Annotated in this window: 22 protein-coding genes; 19 read left to right on the top strand and 3 right to left on the bottom strand. The window is 42.5% G+C overall.

What is annotated here, in order from left to right; all coding sequences use genetic code 11:
• Positions 1-6 precede the first annotated feature (6 nt).
• Together RBB45_RS25125 and RBB45_RS25120 are read right to left on the bottom strand one after the other, a co-directional pair.
• Positions 7-219 carry a YdiK family protein gene (locus RBB45_RS25125; RefSeq protein WP_009795809.1) on the bottom strand — a complete coding sequence of 71 codons (213 nt, stop codon included), beginning with the start codon at positions 217-219 and terminating at the stop codon, positions 7-9.
• Positions 220-951, bottom strand: coding sequence for a CPBP family intramembrane glutamic endopeptidase (locus tag RBB45_RS25120; RefSeq protein WP_009795810.1), 732 nt, complete (start codon positions 949-951; stop codon positions 220-222).
• Positions 952-1,314: 363 nt separating this feature from the next.
• On the opposite strand from RBB45_RS25120, the gene groES reads away from it, so the two are divergent.
• Together groES and groL are read left to right on the top strand one after the other, a co-directional pair.
• Positions 1,315-1,599 carry a co-chaperone GroES gene (gene groES, locus RBB45_RS25115; RefSeq protein WP_101552863.1) on the top strand — a complete coding sequence of 95 codons (285 nt, stop codon included), beginning with the start codon at positions 1,315-1,317 and terminating at the stop codon, positions 1,597-1,599.
• 57 nt (positions 1,600-1,656) lie between these two features.
• Complete coding sequence (groL, locus tag RBB45_RS25110; RefSeq protein WP_009795812.1) at positions 1,657-3,288, top strand: chaperonin GroEL; 1,632 nt, start codon at positions 1,657-1,659, stop codon at positions 3,286-3,288.
• Positions 3,289-3,409: 121 nt separating this feature from the next.
• Here groL and RBB45_RS25105 read toward each other — a convergent pair whose 3' ends face one another.
• Complete coding sequence (locus RBB45_RS25105; RefSeq protein ID WP_148951053.1) at positions 3,410-4,594, bottom strand: DUF4317 domain-containing protein; 1,185 nt, start codon at positions 4,592-4,594, stop codon at positions 3,410-3,412.
• 410 nt (positions 4,595-5,004) lie between these two features.
• On the opposite strand from RBB45_RS25105, the gene RBB45_RS25100 reads away from it, so the two are divergent.
• From RBB45_RS25100 to RBB45_RS25020, 17 genes are all read left to right on the top strand, one after another.
• A complete protein-coding gene (locus RBB45_RS25100; RefSeq protein ID WP_148951054.1) occupies positions 5,005-5,589 on the top strand; it encodes a histidine phosphatase family protein in 585 nt (194 codons plus the stop codon).
• A gap of 111 nt (positions 5,590-5,700) precedes the next feature.
• Entirely contained in the window at positions 5,701-6,390 is a 690-nt protein-coding gene (locus RBB45_RS25095; RefSeq protein WP_306010568.1) for an N-acetylmuramoyl-L-alanine amidase family protein, read from the top strand.
• A 680-nt stretch (positions 6,391-7,070) separates the two neighbouring features.
• Positions 7,071-7,862 carry a Flp pilus assembly protein CpaB gene (gene cpaB, locus RBB45_RS25090; protein WP_306010567.1) on the top strand — a complete coding sequence of 264 codons (792 nt, stop codon included), beginning with the start codon at positions 7,071-7,073 and terminating at the stop codon, positions 7,860-7,862.
• Positions 7,863-7,896: 34 nt separating this feature from the next.
• Positions 7,897-9,057, top strand: a complete 1,161-nt coding sequence (locus RBB45_RS25085; protein ID WP_009795820.1) for a CpaE/TadZ family protein — start codon at positions 7,897-7,899, stop codon at positions 9,055-9,057.
• Positions 9,058-9,072: 15 nt separating this feature from the next.
• Positions 9,073-10,398 (top strand): TadA family conjugal transfer-associated ATPase, encoded by a 1,326-nt coding sequence (locus RBB45_RS25080; RefSeq protein ID WP_009795821.1) that lies wholly within the window; start codon positions 9,073-9,075, stop codon positions 10,396-10,398.
• 12 nt (positions 10,399-10,410) lie between these two features.
• Entirely contained in the window at positions 10,411-11,337 is a 927-nt protein-coding gene (locus RBB45_RS25075) for a type II secretion system F family protein (RefSeq protein ID WP_009795822.1), read from the top strand.
• A 2-nt stretch (positions 11,338-11,339) separates the two neighbouring features.
• Positions 11,340-12,278, top strand: coding sequence for a type II secretion system F family protein (locus RBB45_RS25070; protein ID WP_009795823.1), 939 nt, complete (start codon positions 11,340-11,342; stop codon positions 12,276-12,278).
• A 100-nt stretch (positions 12,279-12,378) separates the two neighbouring features.
• Positions 12,379-12,609 (top strand): hypothetical protein, encoded by a 231-nt coding sequence (locus RBB45_RS25065; protein ID WP_009795824.1) that lies wholly within the window; start codon positions 12,379-12,381, stop codon positions 12,607-12,609.
• A gap of 29 nt (positions 12,610-12,638) precedes the next feature.
• Positions 12,639-14,009: a vWA domain-containing protein gene (locus RBB45_RS25060; RefSeq protein WP_009795825.1), complete on the top strand. Its 1,371-nt coding sequence runs from the start codon at positions 12,639-12,641 to the stop codon at positions 14,007-14,009.
• A 21-nt stretch (positions 14,010-14,030) separates the two neighbouring features.
• On the top strand, positions 14,031-14,426 hold the full coding sequence (locus tag RBB45_RS25055) for a TadE/TadG family type IV pilus assembly protein (protein WP_009795826.1): 396 nt from the start codon (positions 14,031-14,033) through the stop codon (positions 14,424-14,426).
• On the top strand, positions 14,427-15,080 hold the full coding sequence (locus RBB45_RS25050) for a hypothetical protein (protein WP_009795827.1): 654 nt from the start codon (positions 14,427-14,429) through the stop codon (positions 15,078-15,080).
• Positions 15,081-15,132: 52 nt separating this feature from the next.
• Entirely contained in the window at positions 15,133-16,416 is a 1,284-nt protein-coding gene (locus RBB45_RS25045; protein WP_148951057.1) for a hypothetical protein, read from the top strand.
• Between the two features lie 12 nt (positions 16,417-16,428).
• Positions 16,429-17,298 carry a hypothetical protein gene (locus RBB45_RS25040; RefSeq protein WP_009795829.1) on the top strand — a complete coding sequence of 290 codons (870 nt, stop codon included), beginning with the start codon at positions 16,429-16,431 and terminating at the stop codon, positions 17,296-17,298.
• The gene (locus tag RBB45_RS25035; protein ID WP_009795830.1) at positions 17,279-17,956 is read left to right on the top strand and encodes a hypothetical protein; all 678 of its coding nucleotides are present in this window, start codon (positions 17,279-17,281) and stop codon (positions 17,954-17,956) included. The genes RBB45_RS25040 and RBB45_RS25035 overlap by 20 nt, the downstream gene beginning before the upstream one ends.
• Before the next feature lie 340 nt (positions 17,957-18,296).
• Positions 18,297-19,103, top strand: coding sequence for a hypothetical protein (locus RBB45_RS25030; protein WP_035403440.1), 807 nt, complete (start codon positions 18,297-18,299; stop codon positions 19,101-19,103).
• Positions 19,104-19,232: 129 nt separating this feature from the next.
• On the top strand, positions 19,233-20,624 hold the full coding sequence (locus RBB45_RS25025; protein WP_009795833.1) for a vWA domain-containing protein: 1,392 nt from the start codon (positions 19,233-19,235) through the stop codon (positions 20,622-20,624).
• A 683-nt stretch (positions 20,625-21,307) separates the two neighbouring features.
• The gene (locus RBB45_RS25020) at positions 21,308-22,717 is read left to right on the top strand and encodes a VWA domain-containing protein (RefSeq protein WP_009795835.1); all 1,410 of its coding nucleotides are present in this window, start codon (positions 21,308-21,310) and stop codon (positions 22,715-22,717) included.
• The last annotated feature ends 28 nt before the right edge of the window (positions 22,718-22,745 follow it).

Here is a 22,745-nt window from a genome sequence, read left to right as displayed (position 1 = left end):
TAAGGCTCATTTTTTTTGGTTATTTTTAATTTGTTTGATTTTATAGTGAAAGGCAATCATCCGAAGGCCTGAACCGAAATCAAAAGTTGCCAGAAGCACGAGCAGATACGTGAAAAATCCCCATTCACCGGTTTCATTTATATTCTGGATCGCAAAGTAAGTAAACAGCACGCCCAGGAATATATAGATGAATCCGGAAAACAGCGGTGACTGCCTCATTTAAAATCCCCCAATAAAACTTTGAATTTGTTCCATTTCTTCTATCCACTTTTGTAGTTTGTCCTGATTCATTTGTATGATGACTACCAAAGTATTCATCGACACATGCGCAAAAATCGGGACAAGGATCCGCTTGGTCCGCACATACAGGAACGCGAATGTGAAGCCCATTGCAGAATAAAGGAGCACATGCTCAGGCTCGAGGTGCGCGAAAGCAAAAATCACTGAGCTGATCAGGGCCGCCAAAAAGAAGTTCATTCTTTTATGAAGGGCGCCGAAGATGACCTTCCGGAAGACGATTTCCTCCAGTATCGGGCCGATGATGCTGCTGACAATCACGACGAGCGGCAGGGTCTCGATGATCCTGATGATCTGCTGGGTGTTCTCAGAGCCCATTTCAATGCCGATCAGGTTTTCGATATTAGCTGCAAGCGACTGTGCAAACAGTGCCAGGAAGACACCGGCAATTGCCCAGGCGACGGAAGCAAGCGGAGACGAAGCACTGCGGTCAAGCGTCTCCTTTGATTTAAATTCTTTCCGCAGCAGGAATAGCACAAGGATCAGGGCAACTGTAAAGCTGAAAACAAGCCAGTAGGCGACAGACAGCGCCTGCACTTCCGCCGGGCTCCCGCCGGATATAGTTCCGATCACTGCGAAAAGCGGAACTCCAAGATAGCTCGATAACTGCATGCCTATATAAACAATCAGGATAATCCAATATTCATTCTTCAAAAGTTTATTCTCCTTTATCTAAAAACATGCCATACATACCATTCTACTAATAATGAGCATAGATCACAAATAAGAGGGCGCCGCCTTAAATATATAGAATAAAATCTAATTTCCTACATATACTTAAAGGGTTGGCCATTTTTACATGGATTTGTCAGTGTTCCATGTTCATTTTTGGCCCATACGTGTTAAGCTCTGTTTCACACAGCCTTATACATAGAAGCAGCACATTTTTAACAAAATTTTTTATGCGTCCCACTTGCAAATAAAGTGAAGATTCATTAATATAATAATTGTGTTAGCACTCATTAGATGAGAGTGCTAATAAATAACTACATAAAAGATTTGAGGAGGTTGTTTCACTTGTTAAAGCCACTAGGTGATCGTATTATTATCGAGCTTGTTGAAACGGAAGAAAAGACTGCAAGCGGCATCGTACTGCCAGACACAGCTAAAGAGAAGCCTCAGGAAGGCAAGGTTGTTGCTGTAGGTACAGGGCGCGTTCTTGAAAACGGCGAGCGTGTTGAGCTGGAAGTTGCTGCTGGCGACACGATTATCTTCTCAAAATATGCCGGTACAGAAGTGAAATACGAAGGCAAAGAATACTTAATTTTACGCGAAAACGATATTCTGGCAATTGTAGGCTAATAGCCCCCGTAAGCCGGACACTATACACACCATAAAACTTGAGGAGGTTTTTTTACAATGGCTAAAGAGATTAAGTTTAGTGAAGAAGCCCGCCGCGCCATGCTGCGTGGAGTGGATTCCCTTGCAAATGCGGTAAAAGTTACTCTTGGACCTAAAGGACGCAACGTGGTTCTTGAGAAGAAATTCGGTTCACCTCTTATCACAAATGACGGTGTTACCATCGCAAAAGAAATCGAGCTTGAAGATGCATTCGAAAACATGGGTGCCAAGCTTGTAGCTGAAGTAGCAAGCAAGACAAACGATGTTGCCGGTGACGGTACGACAACTGCAACTGTCCTTGCACAGGCTATGATCCGTGAAGGCCTTAAGAATGTAACAGCAGGCGCTAACCCAATGGGCATCCGCAAAGGAATCGAAAAAGCGGTAACTGCGGCTGTAGAAGAGCTTAAGTCCATCTCCAAGCCAATCGAAGGCAAAGAGTCCATTGCACAGGTTGCTGCAATTTCTGCTGCTGACAACGAAGTCGGACAGCTGATTGCAGAAGCAATGGAGCGCGTTGGCAACGACGGCGTCATCACAATCGAAGAATCAAAAGGCTTCACAACTGAATTGGATGTTGTAGAAGGTATGCAGTTCGACCGCGGATATGCATCTCCTTATATGGTAACTGATTCTGACAAGATGGAAGCTGTTCTTGAAAATCCATATATCCTGATCACTGACAAGAAGATCACAAGCATCCAGGAAATCCTTCCTGTTCTTGAGCAGGTTGTACAGCAAGGCAAGCCATTATTGCTTGTAGCTGAAGATGTGGAAGGCGAAGCGCTTGCTACGCTTGTAGTGAACAAACTTCGCGGCACATTCAATGCTGTTGCTGTTAAAGCTCCTGGCTTCGGCGACCGCCGTAAAGCCATGCTTGAAGATATCGCAGTCCTTACTGGCGGTGAAGTAATCACTGAAGAGCTTGGACGCGACCTTAAATCTGCCACAATCGATTCTTTAGGACGCGCTTCTAAAGTAGTGGTTTCCAAAGAAAACACAACAATCGTTGAAGGTTCTGGAGACAGCGCTCAAATCGCTGGCCGCGTGAACCAGATCCGCGTTCAGCTGGAAGAAACAACTTCCGAATTCGACCGTGAAAAGTTGCAGGAGCGCCTGGCTAAATTGGCTGGCGGTGTAGCAGTTGTCAAGGTTGGAGCTGCAACTGAAACTGAACTGAAAGAGCGCAAGCTCCGCATCGAAGACGCCCTGAACTCTACTCGCGCTGCAGTAGAAGAAGGAATCGTTTCCGGAGGCGGCGTTGCCCTTCTGAATGTATACAATAAAGTGGCTTCCCTTGAAGCAGAAGGCGACGAAGCGACTGGCATCAACATCGTTCTTCGCGCAATGGAAGAGCCTGTACGCACAATCGCCCACAACGCAGGCCTTGAAGGTTCTGTCATCGTTGACCGCCTGAAGCGCGAAGACGTAGGCACTGGCTTCAACGCTGCTACTGGCGAATGGGTAAACATGATCGAAGCCGGTATCGTTGACCCAACAAAAGTAACTCGTTCAGCCCTTCAAAACGCTGGATCTGTTGCGGCTATGTTCCTGACTACAGAAGCTGTAGTTGCTGACAAGCCGGAAGAAAATGCCGGCCCTGCAATGCCTGATATGGGCGGAATGGGCGGAATGGGCGGCATGATGTAATCAACATCATAACCCCTGAAATGAGCTTAAGCAGAAGCCCCCTGCCAGTACCGAAATGGCAGGGGGCTTCTTATGGACAAAACCCGGTTCCTTCTCATAAGGAACCGGGTTTTATTTACTCCTATTCTTCCGTACCGCCACCGCCAAATGCCTCCGGAATCATCGTAAACCCTTCAATCACTGTCTCTTCCTCCACCTCAATCATCAAATAACGTTTCCCATCCACTACAATCTGCTTCACATATCGCAGATCAGGGGGGCTGATGGAGATGTTGGCGACTTTGGTGCTGATTTTTATGGATTTTGATGTGAATTTCGGCAGGACGCTGCTGGCTTTGATTTCGTATTTGTCGTCGTCGATGATCTTTTGATAGGAGGATTCAACTTTTTCGGAATCGACATCCTCAAAGCCGCTCATTTTGAGAACGCGTTCTACGTCTTTGGAATCGAGCTTTGGCGGCTCGTCTTCTTCATTTTCCACAATCATGCGGTTAATTTCCTCATAGACCGTGGAGAGTGCAGAGGTGCTCAGCTGATCTCCTGTGACGTCCTTGATAATTTCCTCAAAAACAATTTTATCATCCTGGGCTGTCATCGTTTCTTCCCCGTTAAGCACATCCTCTATGAACAGGTGATCCGGCTCGTGGACCTTGCCTGCAGAATAGAGAACATGGTTGACATCCGCCGCGTTATCGGTGAAACATGGAAACAAGAACCCGGAGAGCGGGGCATTAAGGTTGATGATTGGATCCATGACAAAGTGGTATCTGAATTCTTTTTCGACATAATCAAAAAGCAGTTCCTTCTTAGGCTCCTGGGTGTTATTGATGCTGCAGAGAATGAAGGGATGGGAATAAACAGTATCCCGTTCGCTTTCTTCTGCTTCATCATTGCGGCGCTTCGTCGGCTTGTAATATTCCCCGCGGATGAATGTGATGACGATATCCTTTTCATATTGCCGGACTGCAAGCAGTTTTTCCACAATCTTGAGCATCTGCTCTGCCCAGCCCTCCACATCGCTGCTCAGCAGCCCTTGATGAAGAATCAGCTGGCTGCTGTTGTCCGAATCGCGCTGGAACTTCAATTCGAAGAGCTTCTCATCGAGCTGGCCGGCGAGCATCTTTTTAAAATTATGCAGAAACAGCTCCTGCTGCTCCTGATCCAGCATCTCAAAAGGCTGGCTCTGGTAATGAAAAATGTCGCTGGAATCCTTCATGATATACACATTAAAAATATCGGAGATTTTCAGCAGATCATTATTGATCTTGAACTGCTTCCGAATTTGGGCGATGTCTTTTTTGTTCATGTTTTTTAACACTCCTAAGCTGCCTTCTTGGCATATGTACTAGGATAACAAATAAAGGGTCATAGTGAAATCCTATTATGATCACTGCCTACATAACTTTTTGAAACCTTTTCCATTCCTTGTCGTCTAACGGTGGAATTTTTCCAAAGGGGAGGTGCTAATGGTTGAATTATGAGCTTCATTTATCGGCACAGCAAGATGCAGGGGAAGATATACTGAGAACATTGAACTAATGGGGCAGCCGGAGAAAGCGAAAGCGTTGCTTATATGCTTGATGGTGAAGGAACAAGTGATATGGAAATATTTATTAAAAACGAATAGTGCTGGAGTCCGTCTGGGAGACGGGCTATTTTTATTGGTTGAGGTCCTATCTGTCATTTATACTGAAATCAAAAAGGGAAAAATGGTGAATGGATATGAAAACTGAAATCTATTTTATAAGACATGCCCATTCTGAGTTTTCGCTGGCGCATGAAGAAACACGGGGATTGTCTGCGAAGGGCTGGTCTGACGCCCGCAGGGTGGCTGATCTATTGGCAGCAGAGGGAATTCAGCATATTCTCTCAAGTCCTTATATGAGAGCAATACAAACAGTCGAAGGGCTGGCAAGAAACTTAGGAAAAGAAGTGGAATTGGACCTGCGTTTGCGGGAAGGGGATTTGGCATCTAGAAGCCATCATTTTGAAAAGCCGCTGGAAGCCTTGAAATATGTGTATGATAACCCTGGCTTTAAGTATCCAGGTGGAGAATCAAACCTGGAAATCCAGGAACGGGGGATATGCGCGCTCAGAGATGCTGTTTCTAAATATGGCGGCAGGAAAATTGCTATAGGCATCCATGGCCATATCATGACCTGCCTGCTGAATTATTTTGATGAGAAATTCAATTTTGACTTCCATCAAAGCACCACCAAACCGGATATATACAAACTTACACTTGATGACCAGTTTAATATGGCTGGTTTTGAAAGGCTTTGGAGGCCGGCTTTAGTTTGAGCAAATGTCCAGGCAAACTGCTTATCTGGAATACTGTAGCAAAAGCGCCACCCGCAATGTACAGGCTGGCCAATGACCTTCCTCATAAACAGTAGGGAGGTGGTGAAAATCATGGTAAAAATATTTATTGACCCGGGACATGGGGGAGCTGACCCGGGAGGAGCGGGATCAGGGCTGCTGGAGAAGAATATTACACTGGAAATTGGGACAAGAGTGCGGTCTATCCTGCTTAATGAGTATCAGGGAGTTCTTGTGAGGATGAGCCGGAGCGGGGATCAGACGGTGACACTGAAGCAGCGTACTGATGCTGCCAACAGCTGGGGAGCAGACTTCCTGCTTTCACTCCATGTAAATGCCGGCGGCGGCACCGGGTATGAGGATTATATCTATCCGGGAATTGGGGCACCGACTTCCACCTATCAGAACATCATCCATCAAGAGATAATCAGGCAGACAAGCTTCGCCGGCCGCGGGAAAAAGCAGGCCAATTTCCATGTACTCCGCGAATCACGCATGCCGGCGCTCATCACTGAAAGCGGCTTTATCGACAATCCGGCAGATGCCGCCAAGCTCAGGAAGAGCTCTTTTCTTGAAAGCAATGCCCGGGGACATGCCAATGGAATCGCAAGGGCCTTCAATCTGCGGAAGAAAAATAAGCCAGTCTACCATCTGGTTAATGCCGGGGAAACTGTGTATGCATTAAGCAGAAGATACGGCAGCCCCATTCAGCAGATCAGAAGCTGGAACAGACTAGACAGTGCCTATACCATCTACCCCGGGCAGCGCCTGCGGGTAAAATAAAGCAGAATGATCTTAAATCATATATTATCACTTCGAGATAGATTCTATATTAATAGAAGAAACTCGGAATAAAAGAAGGTTTCCTTAAACGGGAGCCTTTTTATTTTTGCCTGGAGAAGGTGCTCCTTTCTGACTAAGAGAAGAAGCCGGCAGCGCTTTAAACAGACAAAATAATACTTAAAGAATCACAGACTTTTGGCAGACCTGAAAATATTCTTAATGAGTTAAACAATTCCATAAAGTGAAAAATTACTCTTTAAAAACTCATTATGCAGAAATTCGAACTGGTATCTCGTCGTCAAAATGCTTTCTAGATACATTTCCCTAAAAAATAATACTAAATACCCGTAAAATTTAACAATTGTAAAATAAATAACCTAAAATCTTACAATTTTAGGACGGTTATATAACTCTTCACCTGCTCGCTTGCCCAACTTTTGTCTCAAAAAAAAATCTCGATTTAAAGAGATGCTAGGAAGATAATTACAGACAAAATTCGACAAAACTGGAAGCGTGTTTGACGGAAATGTGAACGCATGATAGTTAATATATAGTATATAAAAAGAAAATTTTTGAAATTGACCTGGTTTAGAAAGGTTTAAACGAGGTAAATAGTAGGGAATTTACAGGAAAGATTTTCTTATAAAAATAAAAATTACCTATAGGAGAGAAGCCGCAGGATGTTGGAGTCGAAGAGGAGAGCTATCATATTTATTCTTGTATCAGTTTTATTAGCAGCAGCAGCGGGATTTTTCGTATTGCAGAAGGTCAGCGCGCTGAATTCAGAGCTGGGAGGGATGACAGAGGTTTATGTAGCTGCAAGTGATATACCTTCACGGACACTTATTGAGAGGGAGCAGGTAAAAACTGTTGAAATCCCTAATCGGTATGTGAACAATTCCCATGTAACCAATGTTGAAGATTTAATTAATAAGGTACTAGTTGTACCGGTAGCTGCAGAGGATGTTATTACTAAAACAATGATTAAGCCTGTATCAAATGTCAGGGACGAGAATAATAGGCTTGTGATGATTCCGCAGTCAGATAAAGTAAATTTTGATCAGCAGCTGGAAGCTTTAGATAGGGTTGACATTATCGTATCGCACAAATTTAATGACAAGCCCGTAACAGAGACATTTATGAAGGACGTTCCAGTAGCAGCGGTGCTTAAAAGCAATAAAAAGTTTAAGGGGATTGTTGTGGAGATTGCAGATAAAGACGCTCCACAAGTCATACACATGCAAAATTATGCAGATAGTATGAGGATTCTAAAAGCCAATGTAGGCAAAGAGGAGCCTGCAGAAGGGGAAGCGGCTGAGGCAGACGAAGCTCAGGCTTCAGAACAGAAGTCAGCAGAGCAGAAAGCAGCGGAGCAGAAAGCTGCTGCAGATAAGAAAGCAGCAGAGCAAAAAGCTGCAGCAGAAAAGAAAAAACAAGAAGAGCAGCAGAAAACAAACGGCACGGGAAGTTAAAGGCCAATCAACCAGTTAATATTGGAGGACGAACATGGGTGACGAAATTAAAATTCTGCTTGTAAGCGATGAAGAACAATCACTAACAAGTATCAGAGGTCTTTTCACTGATTTCAAACAGGTAGAGACAATAAACCACAATGAGGTCAGGACTGAACTGGACCGCTTGGCGCCTGACCTGGTGTTTTTGATTGAGTCTGAGGGAGAAGCTACTGTAGATACCATTGATTATATCCATGCGGCAAGCCCTATGCTTCCGATCGTATTCATTGCCTTCTCGCAGGACTTTGACTTATTAAGAAATGTTACTAGGGCAGGAGTCGTTGACTATTTTATTCTGCCGGATGAAAATACAATGCTGTATGGAAGATTGGACAGCATCATACAGATGGCTGTCCAGAGAAAGCAGCAGCTATCGGAGACAGCCTCAACAAGCCAGTCGTTTAAGAGGGGCAGGGGAAGAATCTTCTCTTTTTACAGCGGAAAAGGTGGAAGCGGCAGAACAATTATATCCAGCTCATTTGCTCAAACATTAAAGCTGGAATCTACTGCTCAGGTCATCTTGATTGATTTGAATCTCCAGTTCGGCGGAGTCGAAACTTACCTATCTATTGAATCAAACAGGTCATTGGCAGATCTGCTTCCTGTAATCGAGGAACTAAATGAAAGCCATATCCGAAATGTATCTGAAAAGGAAAGATACTCTAAACTGGAAATTCTGCTAAGCCCGCGTGATGCCGAGGTTGCGGAAAATCTGCCAGAAGGCTTTGTTTCCCGTTTATTGCGGACTTGCCGGAGAAGTTATGATTTTGTGCTTGTAGATTTGCCTACAGTCATGAATGAGCATACGTATTCTGCGTTAGAGGAGTCTGACAAAATTTACTATACTCTTAATTTAGATACACCATCAATAAGCATGCTGAAGCAGGTAGAGGGGTTATTTTTGAGGCTCGGTATTGAGACAGAAGGCAGAATGGAACTTCTTCTTAATGAAGTCGGACGAGAGAATGAAATTAAACCCGCTGATCTGAAAAATATCATTCAATATCCGATAGCCTTTAAAATCCCTCGGGATATCAAAGGGGTTCAGGCACATATCAATAAAAGCGAGCCATTCAGGAAAGAAGCTGTAGAAAAGAAACTCATCCCGTTCACAAAATCCATTAAAAAATGGGTAAGCCAAATTTTAGAGTAAAAGGGTTGATGACCTGTGTCACTATTTGAGAAAAAAACAGAAAAAAAGGCAAGCCGATCATCTTCCAGGGCACTATTGGAAAATCACTATATCTCTGAACTGGTAGACCATTATAAGACAAGGATATTAAAGGAGGCTAATCTCGAGGTCCTCACGAATTTGCCGCAGGGCGAAATGAGGCTGAGAATTGAACAGCTCATCAGCCAATATATGAGTGAGGAGAAAATTATCCTTCCTAGGCATGACAAGGAACTGCTGCTCACGAGAATCATTGATGAATCTATAGGATATGGTCCCCTGGAGCCGCTTCTGAATGATGCCACCATTACAGAGATACTTATTAACGGACCGAAAGAAATATATATTGAGAAGCTCGGCAAGCTGCAGCCTGCACCCATCTCGTTCCGGGATGACAGTCATGTCCGCCATGTGATTGACCGGATTGTTGCTCCGCTGGGCAGAAGAATTGATGACAGCTCGCCAATGGTCGATGCAAGGCTTCCGGATGGGAGCCGTGTGAATGCAGTCATTCCCCCAATCAGCTTGAATGGGCCTCTAGTTTCGATACGTAAATTCCGGAAAGACCCTTTCAAAATGTCAGATCTCTTAAAATTTGAAACTTTAAATGATGATATGTCAGTCTTCTTGGACGCCATCGTAAAGTCTAAGCTGAATGTACTGATTTCCGGCGGAACAGGAAGCGGGAAGACGACACTCCTGAATGTACTTGGAAATTCGATACCAGCTAAGGAAAGGGTCATCACTATTGAGGATTCAGCTGAGCTTCGGTTGGATAAGCCAAATGTTGTAGGAATGGAAGCAAGACCGGAAAACATGGAAGGCGAAGGGGAAATCACCATTCGTCACCTAGTGAAAAACTCTCTGAGGATGAGGCCGGATCGAATTATTGTCGGTGAGGTCCGTGGAGCTGAAGCATTTGATATGCTGCAGGCAATGAATACCGGACACGAAGGCTCCATTACTACAGTTCACGCCAATACCCCATTTGATGCCCTCAGACGGGTAGAGGGGATGGTTATTATGGCAGGAATGGATCTTCCTTCAAGCATCATCCGTGAATATATTGTCGGTGCCCTTGATATTATTGTTCAAAGCTCCAGGCTGACAGACGGCACAAGAAAGATCACCTCTATCTGCGAAATTTACCGCAATGAGAACGGTGAAATCACCATAAATGAAATCTTCACTTTTAAAAGGAATGGACTGAAGGGCAATGGCCAGGTGGATGGCTATTTTACCCCTACGGGCCATCTGCCAAAGTGCCTGGAAAGAATAAAGATCTTTGGAATCGATATTCCAGATACACTATTTACCGCATAGGAGGTGAGCCTGATGGAAAGTGCCGTCTTATTCGGGGCAGCTGTGCTGCTGTTTATTTGGGGGATGTACAACTACCTAGGGTACAGGAAAGAAAAGAAGGAAATCCAAAAGAAATATGAAGAGCTGTTCAAAACAGAAAACCAGCGAAGCAGTTTTATTGCAAAAGTTGGGGACCGGTTTGATCAAACAGATTACGCACTGGAGCTGAAAAAGAAGCTGGTTCAGGCTAATATCCCTATTTTGCCTTCCGAGTTTTATGCAATCCTCATTTTTATCGGGTTCCTGATGTCGATCTTGTTATTTGGCTTTTTTAACATACCGTTAATCATTAGTGCTGGAATATCTGCTATAGGGATGATTGCAGCATACTGGTTCATATTCTTCATCAGGAAAAATAAGTACACGGAGCAATTAAATAATCAGTTATCAGAGGCATGCAGACTGCTTGGAAATGCCACAAAATCAGGAATGACCATTACTCAGGGACTGGAAGTTGTTGCTTCAGAAATAAATTCCCCCGCAAGAGAGGAATTTAAAGTGTTAACGCAAAATCTCAGGCTGGGGCTGGATTTTGAACGTGCTCTTGCCGAGATGGAAAAAAGGATTAAAACGAGAGAATATAAGCTTTTTATTTCTGCATTGATGATCCAAAAAAGATCAGGCGGAAACTTAACGAAAGTACTTTACGAAATGGCGCAGACACTTGAGGAGCGGAAAATTTTGCGGCAAACCATTAAAACAGCAACAGCAGAGCAGCGTTTTGTCTCATATATTCTGCCTGCGATGCCTATCTTTCTATTATTCATGCTGAATAATATTATGGATGGATTTATTGACCTTATATTCACAGTTCCAGGAGCTATTTTAATGACAATCTTTATAATCGGGATGGCAGTAGCTCTTATTCTGGTAAGAGCTGTTACCAATATCAAGGTGTAGCTATGGATTCAATCATTTTGATTACTGTTATACTTTGTTGGCTGACGCTAGTCCTAGGATTAATTAACCTTTACCAGTTTGCTAAAAGAAAAGAAGTTTTAAAGCTTCATATTGATGAAATCGCCGCTTCCTCTGCGTTCGACGTTTCCAAGAAGAAGAGTGGGTCTGAAAAAGTCATTACTTTCTTAGCGAGATATGCTGACGATTTTTCTACAATTGGGGAGAGAGTAAATTTATTAAGTGAATCCGCTGAAATTCAAACTCTCCTTAGGAAAGCAGGCAATCCATTTGAGATGACAGTTGGCCGCTTTCAAGGGTTTAAGATTGTTTGTGTGATTATTGGATTCATTGCTGGATTGTTCGCGGTATTATTAGGGCTTCCTTTATCCAATATAGCGTTTGTAACACTTCCTATTTTTGGATTCTTTGTTCCTATACTCCTGGTCCGTTCAAAGGCAAAAAAACGGCAGCAGCAGTTAAGGAGTGATCTGCCAGATTTCTTGGATACCGTTAGTGTGAGCTTGCAGGCGGGCTCCAATATGGATAGTGCTTTAAAGGAAGTCATTAAATATTTTTCAGGCCCAATAAAAGAGGAGTTCTCCATATTCCTGCAGGAAATCGACTTAGGGGTCCCCAGGGAAAAAGCCTATGGAGGCCTGCTCGAAAGAAATGACAACGAAGAGTTCCAAAGTTTTATAAAATCATTAATTCAAGCCACTAGATTAGGAGTTCCAATGGCCTCGACATTAAAAAGCCAGGCAGAGGATATAAGGAAAATCAGCTTGGAGCAGGTGAAAGAAAAGGCAGCAAAAGCATCGCCTAAAGTTACAATGATCACATCATTCATCATTGCTCCATTAATCATGCTGCTGATTATCGGGCTGGTGCTGCTGAATATGATCTACGGTGAAAATAGTTTGTTACAGTTCTTCACCACTTAGTAATGCCGAAACTTGGAAGGGGTGATGCCGAAAACTATTCGTTCCGGATAAATGTGTACTAAGGATTTAATAGATAACTAAAAATTAGGAGGAATTTATAATGAAAACGATGTTAACAAAAATGAACAATTGTGTGATTGGGCTATATGCGAATGCAAAAAGCAAGGTTCAAAATGAAGCAGGTGTTTCAACAATTGAATGGGTTGGGCTGGCAGCAGTTGTTGTAGCATTAATGTTTGCAGTTGCCGGAGCGATGAGTGGACAGGGAAGCGGACTCGCAGGTGCTATCGTTGGGAAAATTTCAGATATGATCGAGTCAATTGGGAACTAATTTTGTTTTAGTAAGCTTGGAGGACATCTATGCGTAAATTATTTAGAATTCTCTTTGCTCCTCTTCTCATAGGGAGTATCATTTCCGGGTGCTCCGCAAGCGGAGGAGAAGATGATAAGCAGGTTCAAAAACAAGAAGTCAAGAAAGAGAAGGCTGATGCTGATCAGGCTGTTGGCAATGCTGACAACCCGTCAAAGCTTGAAAGTCCTCCTTTGCCCGTATCATTGGAGGAAATCTTCTCTTATCCTGAGGGTTCCTTTTCCAGTGAGGATTTAAGCATAGACACTTCAGATACAGAGGCTGCGTTGAATGCAGTTCCTGCAGTGCCAGAAGATGCTTCTGATGAAGAGATTAAAGAGCTATTTGGGTACCTGTATTCTCTGTACAAAATGGAATATCAGGATCCAAGGGCTATCATGGAATCAGCATCTGAGGTGGAAGGACCTGAATCAGAGGGCGGATCCCAGGAATCACCCGCCAGTTTTAATGTTGAGATTGTCCTGGATGCCAGCGGAAGTATGGCTAATAAACTAGGTTCCAAGACCCGGATGGAATTAGCGAAAGAATCTATAAAAGAATTTGCTTCCTCCCTCCCTGAAGAAGCAAATATCAGTTTAAGAGTATATGGGCATAAAGGAACAGGGTCAGATTCAGATAAAAAAATGTCCTGCTCATCCAATGAGCTGGTGTATCCGCCCCAGCCTTATAATGAAGGTGAACTGAACAGTGCACTGGATAAATTCAATCCAGCGGGCTGGACGCCGCTTGCGCAATCCTTGATAGAAGCCCAAAAGGATTTGGCCCAGTTTGAAGGGCAGGATAATAAGAATATGGTTTATGTGGTCAGTGATGGGATTGAAACATGCGACGGTAATCCGGTAGAGGCTGCAAAAGATCTGAAAGATTCCGGTGTAGCCCCTGTTGTCAATATCATTGGGTTCGATGTTAAGGGGAAGGATCAGCAGCAGCTGGAGGAAGTAGCAAAAGCTGCAGGAGGAACGTATCAGAATGTTACCAGCCAGCAGCAGCTGCAGAATGAGCTGAATAAGGCTGTAGAGGAATCTTTAAAATGGCGGACCTGGTATTACGAAGAACGAATGAATTCCCTGGAAGACTTCAATACTCAGAAACTGGATATCCGCTCCATTAAGAACGACTGGGTGAAGAATCATAATATTGAGAAAGCGAAAATCACCACCTCATTAAGCCAAATAAAGCAAAAGGGCAAAATAACTGATGAGCAGCTTTCACAATTAACTGACTTCAGAGATGACTATTACAAAAGCCAAAGGCAAGTAATTGATGATTTGGCAAACGTATTAATTGATGCAAAACAATCTGATATGGAAAGTATTAGGCAGCAAATAGATGAATTATATGAAAAAAATGTATCCAATTAAACAACAAGGAGGGGGCGCATTGTGAAAAAGCTAAAAAATGAACAGGGCTCGGCCACCATTGAATTCCTCGCAATGGTGCCCCTTGTTTTGTTGATATTGATGATTTTTGTTCAATTTCTGGTAGCAGGATACGCCGTCATGGTGGCTCAGTCTGCAGTGAATGAAGCAGCTAAGGTTTATTCAACCTCAGGAGATATGGGCGAAGCTAATACTGCAGCAAGCACTGTCTTATCTAACGCAGGAGGAAATCTGAATTTCAACGGAGTCGTTGAAAGCGGACGAAATGGCAATAACTTTACACTTACACTGAATGTAGATTTAAGACTGATCTTTATTCCTGAAAAATATACAGGATCACTGCCGAATATATCATTTGCCAGGTCGATCAATGGCAGGGTGATAGGGGTGATGGATTAAGTGGAACGCTTGAAAAATGAAAAAGGCAATACTACTTTATTCATGATCAGTTTTTTTGGAATTTTTGCTCTGATGTTTATGATGATTGCAAACTTTGCGAATGTACTAATTGAGAAGCAGCATGCCTCCAATAATGCGGAACAGGCGAGTCTTGTAGCATCAGGGGTTATTTTGGAAGCACTTGATACAGCGATAACTGAATACGATGAAGAGGTTGTTAGACGCCTTTTGGAGAATCCCGATTTAGATCTTGAAAAGCTGCGGAAAAAGGTTGACGATGAAATCAAAGCTTTGCCAGAGGACTACAAGAAGTATGAGAAAAACCATATTGCGATTAATAATATCCTCAAACAAGAACTGCCAGGCAATGGCCTGCTTCAAGAAAAAGTTTTGGCAGAATTGAATAACGCGGAGAGTCTAATTCCTTTTGAAGTCGGCTCAAATATTTCAGGAAATAATGGAAAGGTTGAAGAAACAACCATTTTCCTAAACAATAAAAACAGGATCGAGGTAGAAACCTCTACACGATATAAGGCAGTGAAATTCGACGAGTATTTTTCTGAAAATCAGCGTTACATCAAACAAAAGGGGCAGGGCCCGAGTTTTGATTTTGCAGAAGCAATGAGTTGGAGTCTTAATCTGTCGCCATTTTAAAAAGATTGGAGGGTAAAAAATGAAGAGTGTCAAAAGGATATTTGTTTCCCTTATGGCATTGGCAGTGATATTTTTCATGAACCCCGGATTTCTTGCTATAAATGCATATGCCTGGGAAACGTGGAACTCAAATTCCGGCTGGAATAACAATCCAACCTGGAGCAGTCCTGGCTGGGAGAGCTCTCCTGAATGGACAAATCCCGGATGGGAAACAGCTCCTGAATGGCAAACAAAGCCTGACTGGACCAAACCAGCATGGGAAACAGCTCCTGAATGGCAAACAAAGCCCGACTGGACCAAGCCTGCATGGGAGACAGCACCTGAATGGAACAATCAGCCTGAATGGAACACCAAACCTTGGGAAACTAAGCCAGAGTGGAATTCAGGTCCAGGCAATAATAACCCAAATGGGCCTTCCAGCAACCCGAATGGAAACAATCCAGGAAACAACCCAGGAAGCAATCCCAACAACCCTTCAACAGTGCCTGGCGGCAATACCAATAATCCCCCGCCTGGTCCGCCTTACAGCCAAGACTATAAAAACCCCGGATTGGAAACTCTTGACCAGCTGAATCAGACAAAAAATCCACCGTCAAACAACAGCAGCAATACTGCCGAAGATCCATTCCTGTCCATTAACTCTCCAAAGCCTTACGATGTCCTTAAATATTCTGCTAAGGATATAGTAGGAGGAACTATTAATCTGGCAGATAAAGTTGTGAGAGGGAATGATCTGGAGCTTAAGGATTATCTGGATTACAAAAAAGGTCTCGCGGTTAATGGATTTAAGACATTAACAAAGGGCGACCCTACTTTAGATGCCATCTACGATGCCCAGTCTGTTTATAAAAACTCAAAAGATCTTTATCAAAAGTACAAGACATTTGAAGAGTTTAGAAATATAAACAACCTCAAGAAAGCTGGAGATATTATAGAGGCAGCAGAAAAATTCGATGATTTATATCGGGCGGGTAAAACCTTTACGCCTGGAAACGCTATTGTTTCTGCTGTTACACTGCCTTTTGCTGTCAATGATACAGTGAATAATGTTAAGAAATTCAACAGTGCCGGTACATCTGAAGAGAAAACGGCAGCAGCCTTTGACCTGGTTGGTAATTCTGGAGAAATTATTACAGGTCTAGCCCCTGCAGTAGCGCTGATCCCAGGAGCGCAGCCGATAGCTGCGGGAATGGTGGTCGTCGGAGGGGTATTGAGTCTGGCGAGCCTTGGTCACAAAATGTATAGGAACAGAGAGAAAATTGTTAAAGACGTTAAAAAGAAATTTAATAAGGCAAAAGAAAAGGTAACAGGTTTCTTTAAGTCAGTGTTTGGATAATGAGGTGCAGAAATGATTGATGTAAAGCCATCGAAAGAACATTTGAAAAATATAAAGGAACATAAAAAGTTTCTGGAGAAGTGGGACATGTGGGATTTTGCCTACTATGACGGCAGTGAATACTATTTTCTGACTGCTTATAATTCAATAACCGGTGGCATCACCGGTTACTTGATTTTGAATGACAAAGGAGAGGAAATATCCTACAGCCAGGCTAAGGAGCCTGCCTATTACCTTATTAGTTACAATACATTGGTGCATAACACCATAAATGGCCTGGCACCGCGGATGAATAAGAATATGCAGCCTTACCAGGATATGGTGGAATTATTAAGTAATCATAAAGCAGAGATCGTTCAACAGGAGCCAGGTCTAAGTGGAGCAATAGACCAAATAATCGATTATACCCAGAAAAATATTCAGGAAGCAGCTTATGTTAGAGAGATTGTCTATACCTTGGGTGGCTATCAAAGAGAAGTAACTAGAGAAAGAGGATATTTCGATAAGGAATTCTTAAGAGTGATGGAGAATGAATTTGGACGGTACAGCGAAATCATGTACACATATGGAATTAGGGAGCGTGAAATGCAGCCTGATTATCAAAAGCTGTATCGTCTTCTGGACTCAGGAAAGATCTCAATCTCAAAGCTGAAAAGTATACTAAAGGCTGCCATTGAGACAAATGAAAAGGAACTTGAAAAATCTATGTCTACCTATGAGAGGGACCCGGACGGTGCTTCTCTGGAAATCGACCGGAATAATATAAAAGAATCCCTAAGAGTAAACAGGTCTGTCCAGGGCAAAAAAGATTTTGAAAAGATTTCAGCACCGTTAATTAGAAATCATAACTCAGGAGAGGCCAATGAAAAAAATCTTCTCTAATTCATTCAGCCTGTATGCGCAAGAATTTTATAAAATCATTCTTTTATCTTTGCTGACTTACGTGCCACTGCTTCTGGCGCATGCATTTATTGTCAACTATATTTACGAACAAACCTTATACACGGATTATCCTAACTTAATAGGTGATGTAGCCAATGGTGTATTTATGCTGATTTTCTTGACAATTGCGCAAATTCCTTTTATTAAATATACCTTGCTTGAGGATGAGGGAGAGGATAACCCGTTTAAAAAAGCTATTTCTTTCTCTCTTGAAAAGGCTATCCCCGTTTATATTTTTGCCTGCCTTTACTCACTTCTGATTTTTATTGGAGGACTTTTCTTTGTATTGCCTGGACTGGCCGTATTGCTGCTATTTTACTTTGTCCCTTACTTTTTTACTGATAGCGTGAAAAGTTTTAAAGTGGCAATCAAAAAATCAGTCAGCTTTATGAAGAAAAATTTTTTCAAGGCGTTTTTCTTAATTATACTGCTTTCCCTAACTCAATTGTTTTTTGAAAATGTTTTGATAACCCTTTTGACTTTTTATACAGATGTATATTTCACATTACTCATTGTAAAGATCCTGCTCCTTATGCTGCTGCTTCCGCTCCAAACCATCATTGTGACTAATCTATATAATGAGTGGAAGGCAGTCTAAACGATTCGTATTCAAGAAAGGAATGGGTAAAATCGTTACAAAAAAAGAAAGAAAGTGGAAATGGATCTATCTATTGATAATGTTGTTTACCTATCTTATATACATTCCCGCATTCTTATTAGATTGGCTGGTGCTGGATGGGAAGTTCCCTCTTATCCCCCTATTTATAGGAGCAGCCATTCCTTTTATGAGGAGGAATCACCTTAAGAAAATAAGATTTGAGGACTAATGATATAAGCGCAAATATATAAGACCCGGAATATTGTATCCCGGGTTTTATTTAATGGCCTTTTTATAAAAATAGTCGGGAATTTGAAGCGAAAATATAGTGAAAGGGGATATGCTGATACTCGACTACAAAAAACTGCCAGACCATATCAAAAAAGTAGCCAAAGAATATGACCCCTCCAGCAACAGGATCGACTGCCTGCCTTCAAAGTTTCACTATAACGGGCAAAAATACTACGCGATAAGCTACTATCCAACCCTTCAGGACCTCTATATCAGGGAGGATGGCTCTGTCCCTCCTTACGAAGAAGTGAAAAGAGCAACTCTCATCGTCCATGTTTATCGAACAGCAGGCTCAACTATAGTCACAACCGGAGCAGAGTGGGCGCTGTCTCCTTCAGCCAAACTGTACAGAAGATGGGAAAAGGTCCTCACATCGCTGAAGAACAAGCTTCAGGCCACTGCTCCTCCGGAAATGATGGAAAGCATAAACCGCTGCCTGGACTCTGCCAAAAGATTAAGGGAAGATCAGGCTATCATTTATAACAGCGTCGAAAAAGGAACGGACTTGCTGGTAGAGGCCAATGATACAGAGATCGTAACAGAGGAAACCCAACGGCAAGTAAGGGCCTGTGTGGTGGAAATGGTAAGGGCAGCCGTCCGGAAAAATGATGAACAGCTCAAGACAGAAAGAGACCGGAAGGAGATTCTAGCCTACTTACATACCGTATTTTTTAAAAAGCCATCACTCCTTCTGGATTATCTCTGGTTCATGAGAAATGAACCCCATATGCTGAGCAGCTATTCTGAAACAGCGAGAGACATGCCAGAACTCAGGGAAATGGTGAAGGAAGATACCCCGGTGGATGAGCTGGATAATAAGGAAGAGCTTTATAGGCTGCTGATGAATCCGAAGTGATTTTTAGAGTGTTAAAGAAGAATATCAAGTACTACTTTCAACTGAAATGGCAGTGATAAAGATTATCTTATTAAAAAAGCAAAATGCAGTGCACAAACATAAAATAGAAGGCTGATCTGGAGGTCTAAAATGAGCAATTTTATTAAAAAACTCACTATTCTATTCCTATCAATATTCATCATCACAGCATGTTCAAAAGAAAGTGGGAATAACACTGAACAAAAACAGTCAAAAGGCAATGATGCAGCGGCTATCGGGCAAGTCGACGAATCTGAAGACACTGAAAACGCTGAAGACGCTGAAGACGCTAAGGAACAAATAAATCTAGCGGAAAACAAAAAAATCCCAGCCAGTCTGGAGGAAATCATCAGCTATCCAAAAGGTCCATTTACTGCTGAAGACACACAGATTAAAGACCCAGAGGTACAGCAAGCCTTGAGCAAGGTCCCTGAGCTTCCGGAAGAGGCATCCGAAGAGGAGTTAAATGACCTGTTTGCTTACTTGTATTCTCTTTTTAGAAAAGAGTACCGTGATCCGAGAGAGGCTATTGTTTCTTTAACCGTAAGTGGGCCGGAATCAGAAGGAAGTTCCGAAGAGAAGGGAAGCTTTAATGTTGAAATCATATTGGACTCCAGCGGGAGCATGGCAAATAAAATGGGATCTCAAACACGTATGGAGCTGGCAAAAGCGTCGATAAAAAAATTTGCATCCGCACTGCCTGAAGAAGCAAATGTCGGATTAAGGGTGTATGGCCATAAAGGAACAGGTTCGGATGCCGATAAAAAAATGTCCTGTGCATCCAATGAGCTTGTTTACGCCCCTCAGCCATATATTGAGGCGGAATTAAATACAGCTTTAAATAAATTTAAGCCTGCAGGATGGACTCCGCTGGCCCAATCACTGATGGAAGCCCAGAAGGACCTGGAAGCTTATAAAGGGGAAAAGAACAAAAATATTGTTTATGTGGTGAGCGATGGAATAGAAACCTGCGATGGCAATCCGGTCGAGGCGGCAGCAAGTTTAAAAGACTCAGGAGTGGCACCAGTCGTCAATATCATCGGATTCGACGTAAACGGTAAAGACCAGCAGCAGCTGGAAGAAGTCGCACAGGCCGCTGGCGGTACATATCAAAATGTCAAAAGCCAGGAACAGCTGGATAATGAGCTGGAAAAGGCTATTGAGGAATCAGGAAAGTGGACTAAATGGTATGTAGATGAAACAGGGAAAAATGTTCAAAATAATATCCGGCAAAAAGATGAGCTTCTTTCTATATCAAACGATTGGATTTTTAATCAAACGTTTGAAGAATATAGAATAATCTCAGCTTTATCTTCTTTGGAATACGAAGGTAAAATTACTGGTGACCAAGGGTTGAAGGTATTGGAAATAAGGGATGCATACTATAGCAGCCAGAAAGAAATTTTTGACGAGCTTGAGACTGTTCTAATGGATATGATTGAACAAGGCTACGATGACAATGAAAAAAAGATCAATGAGCTGTATGACAAAAACATCAATTAATCTTGCAATATTACGGTTATGATTGGCTTCTAATAGGGTGCCTGTGATTTTAAGCAGTACACAATATCCGCAGCTCATAAGCTTTTCTTCTATTTACTTTACTGTTAGAAAAGCCTGAAGGACTGCAAAAAGAAAGCCGAGAGCACCTTGAGAGAATTAAAAAGAAGCCGATGTTATTAAGTCAGAACTCTAGAAAAGCGGTAGAGGCCAACAATGAGTAGGGCTGTAAAGTGAAGGAATATACAATCTGAAAATCTATGATTCTAGAATGAATTAGTTTAGAAAGTTAAAAGCACCGATATCATTAGAAGAAACTTATGCCTATCCAGAGGACCCAATTTCATCAATAAATACAGCAGCAATAATCCAGCGGTCCAGGAAAAGCCAAAGAATCTAGGGAAGAACAAATAAGTCTTAGGCTATAAATACCTTCATAAACTGTGAAAAATGTAACAAAAGAATTGGATGATAGCTCAAGCAGAAAACTGCATGAAAAGGTAATCCCCATGCTACAAGGGTCTTATACCAGAGAAGATGGCCAGGGGAATGCCTGATACTCCCCGCAATGAGCTAGAAAGGCATACAATCATTACTCCCGTATGAACTGTAGACTATCCAAATTTCAGTAGAATAGGAATGGTTCAATTTTGTTAATTTTAATTTTTAAGGGGTGTTTTTCCACTATGGGAAAAAAGTTTTGGAACATTTTTGTTATTTCTACAGTCATGCTCACCTTGCTGACAGCATGCAGCGATAAACAGACGGATACAAAACAAGATGATCAAAAAGAAACCTCTGCCATGAAAGAGGCTGAAGACAACAAAGACAGTACAGACAGCAAAGATGAAACCTCAATTGAAGAGATGTTAGCTTCATTGCCAGAACCAACAAAAACAACTGTTGAGCTAGCCAATGCAGAAGCAGGCATGTTTTCCGGGCAGGATTATGATGAGCTAACTCCTGAACAGCAAAAAGAACTGTTAAAACAATTAAAGGAGCTTCCTGAGCTTGGTGAGGAACCGACCGGCGAAGAGATTGAATTGTATTGGAGGAAGTTGCTGAACTTATTCCACGAAGACTATCCTAATCCGGCAGAAGTATTGGATGAACTGGAGATGGAATCGTTTGGCAGTCCGGATATTAAGGACGAGCGCTACCAGTTTAAAGAAAACCTTAATGTAGAGATTCTCCTGGATGCCAGCGGAAGCATGGCAAACCAAATCGATGGCAAAACCATGATGGATATCGCTAAGGAGTCTATTGGAGAGTTTGCCGAAGACCTCCCTGAAGGAGCAAATGTTGCCTTAAGGGTTTACGGACATAAAGGTACAGGTTCTGACCAGGACAAAGAGCTTTCCTGTAAGAGCAATGAACTCATCTATGAAATGGGTGACTACAACGGCGAAAAACTCAATAGCACTTTGCAGACTGTCAAGCCTGCTGGATGGACCCCGCTTGCCGCTGCAATAGAGGAAGCAAAAAATGATTTGCTGTCCTATAAAGGAGATACGAATACCAACATTATCTATCTGGTCAGCGATGGAGTTGAAACCTGTGATGGCAACCCTGTGGAACAGGCCAAGAGCCTTGGAGATTCTGATATTCAGCCGATAGTCAATGTGATTGGGTTTGACTTAGATGCAGAGGGGCAGAATCAGCTGAAGGAAGTAGCCAAAAGCGCAAAAGGGTTATTTAGCAATGCACGCAATCAGAGTGAGCTGAAGGAAGAACTGGATAAAGCCAAACAGATAGCGAAAAAGTGGGATGAGTGGAGAAATAACGCTATAAACGATGCTTCGAGCCAGAGATACGATTTAAAACTAAAAAACATCCCAACCTTCGGCATTGAATGGAATCAGGCAAACCGTTATGAAAACCTCAATATCCTAAAAACACTTACAGCCTTGAGAGATGAAGAACAAATTACTAGAGAAGCACATAGCCTCCTGTCAGATCTGGCTGATGAACGATTTAGCTCTGTATCGGACCTAAACGACGAAATTAGGCTCGAACTACGAAGCCTAGCCGATTCAAATTTTGAAAGTGTTAAACAGGAAATTGAAAAAAAGTACAATGAAAACCAAAATAATTAGTTAATGCGATCAATAGTATTGGTGACAG

It is taken from the genome of Bacillus sp. MMSF_3328 (assembly GCF_030733525.1).
Taxonomy (GTDB): domain Bacteria; phylum Bacillota; class Bacilli; order Bacillales; family Cytobacillaceae; genus Bacillus_AB; species Bacillus_AB infantis.
Note: the sequence above shows the minus strand (reverse complement) of the source record. Positions and strands in the feature narration are given on the sequence as shown.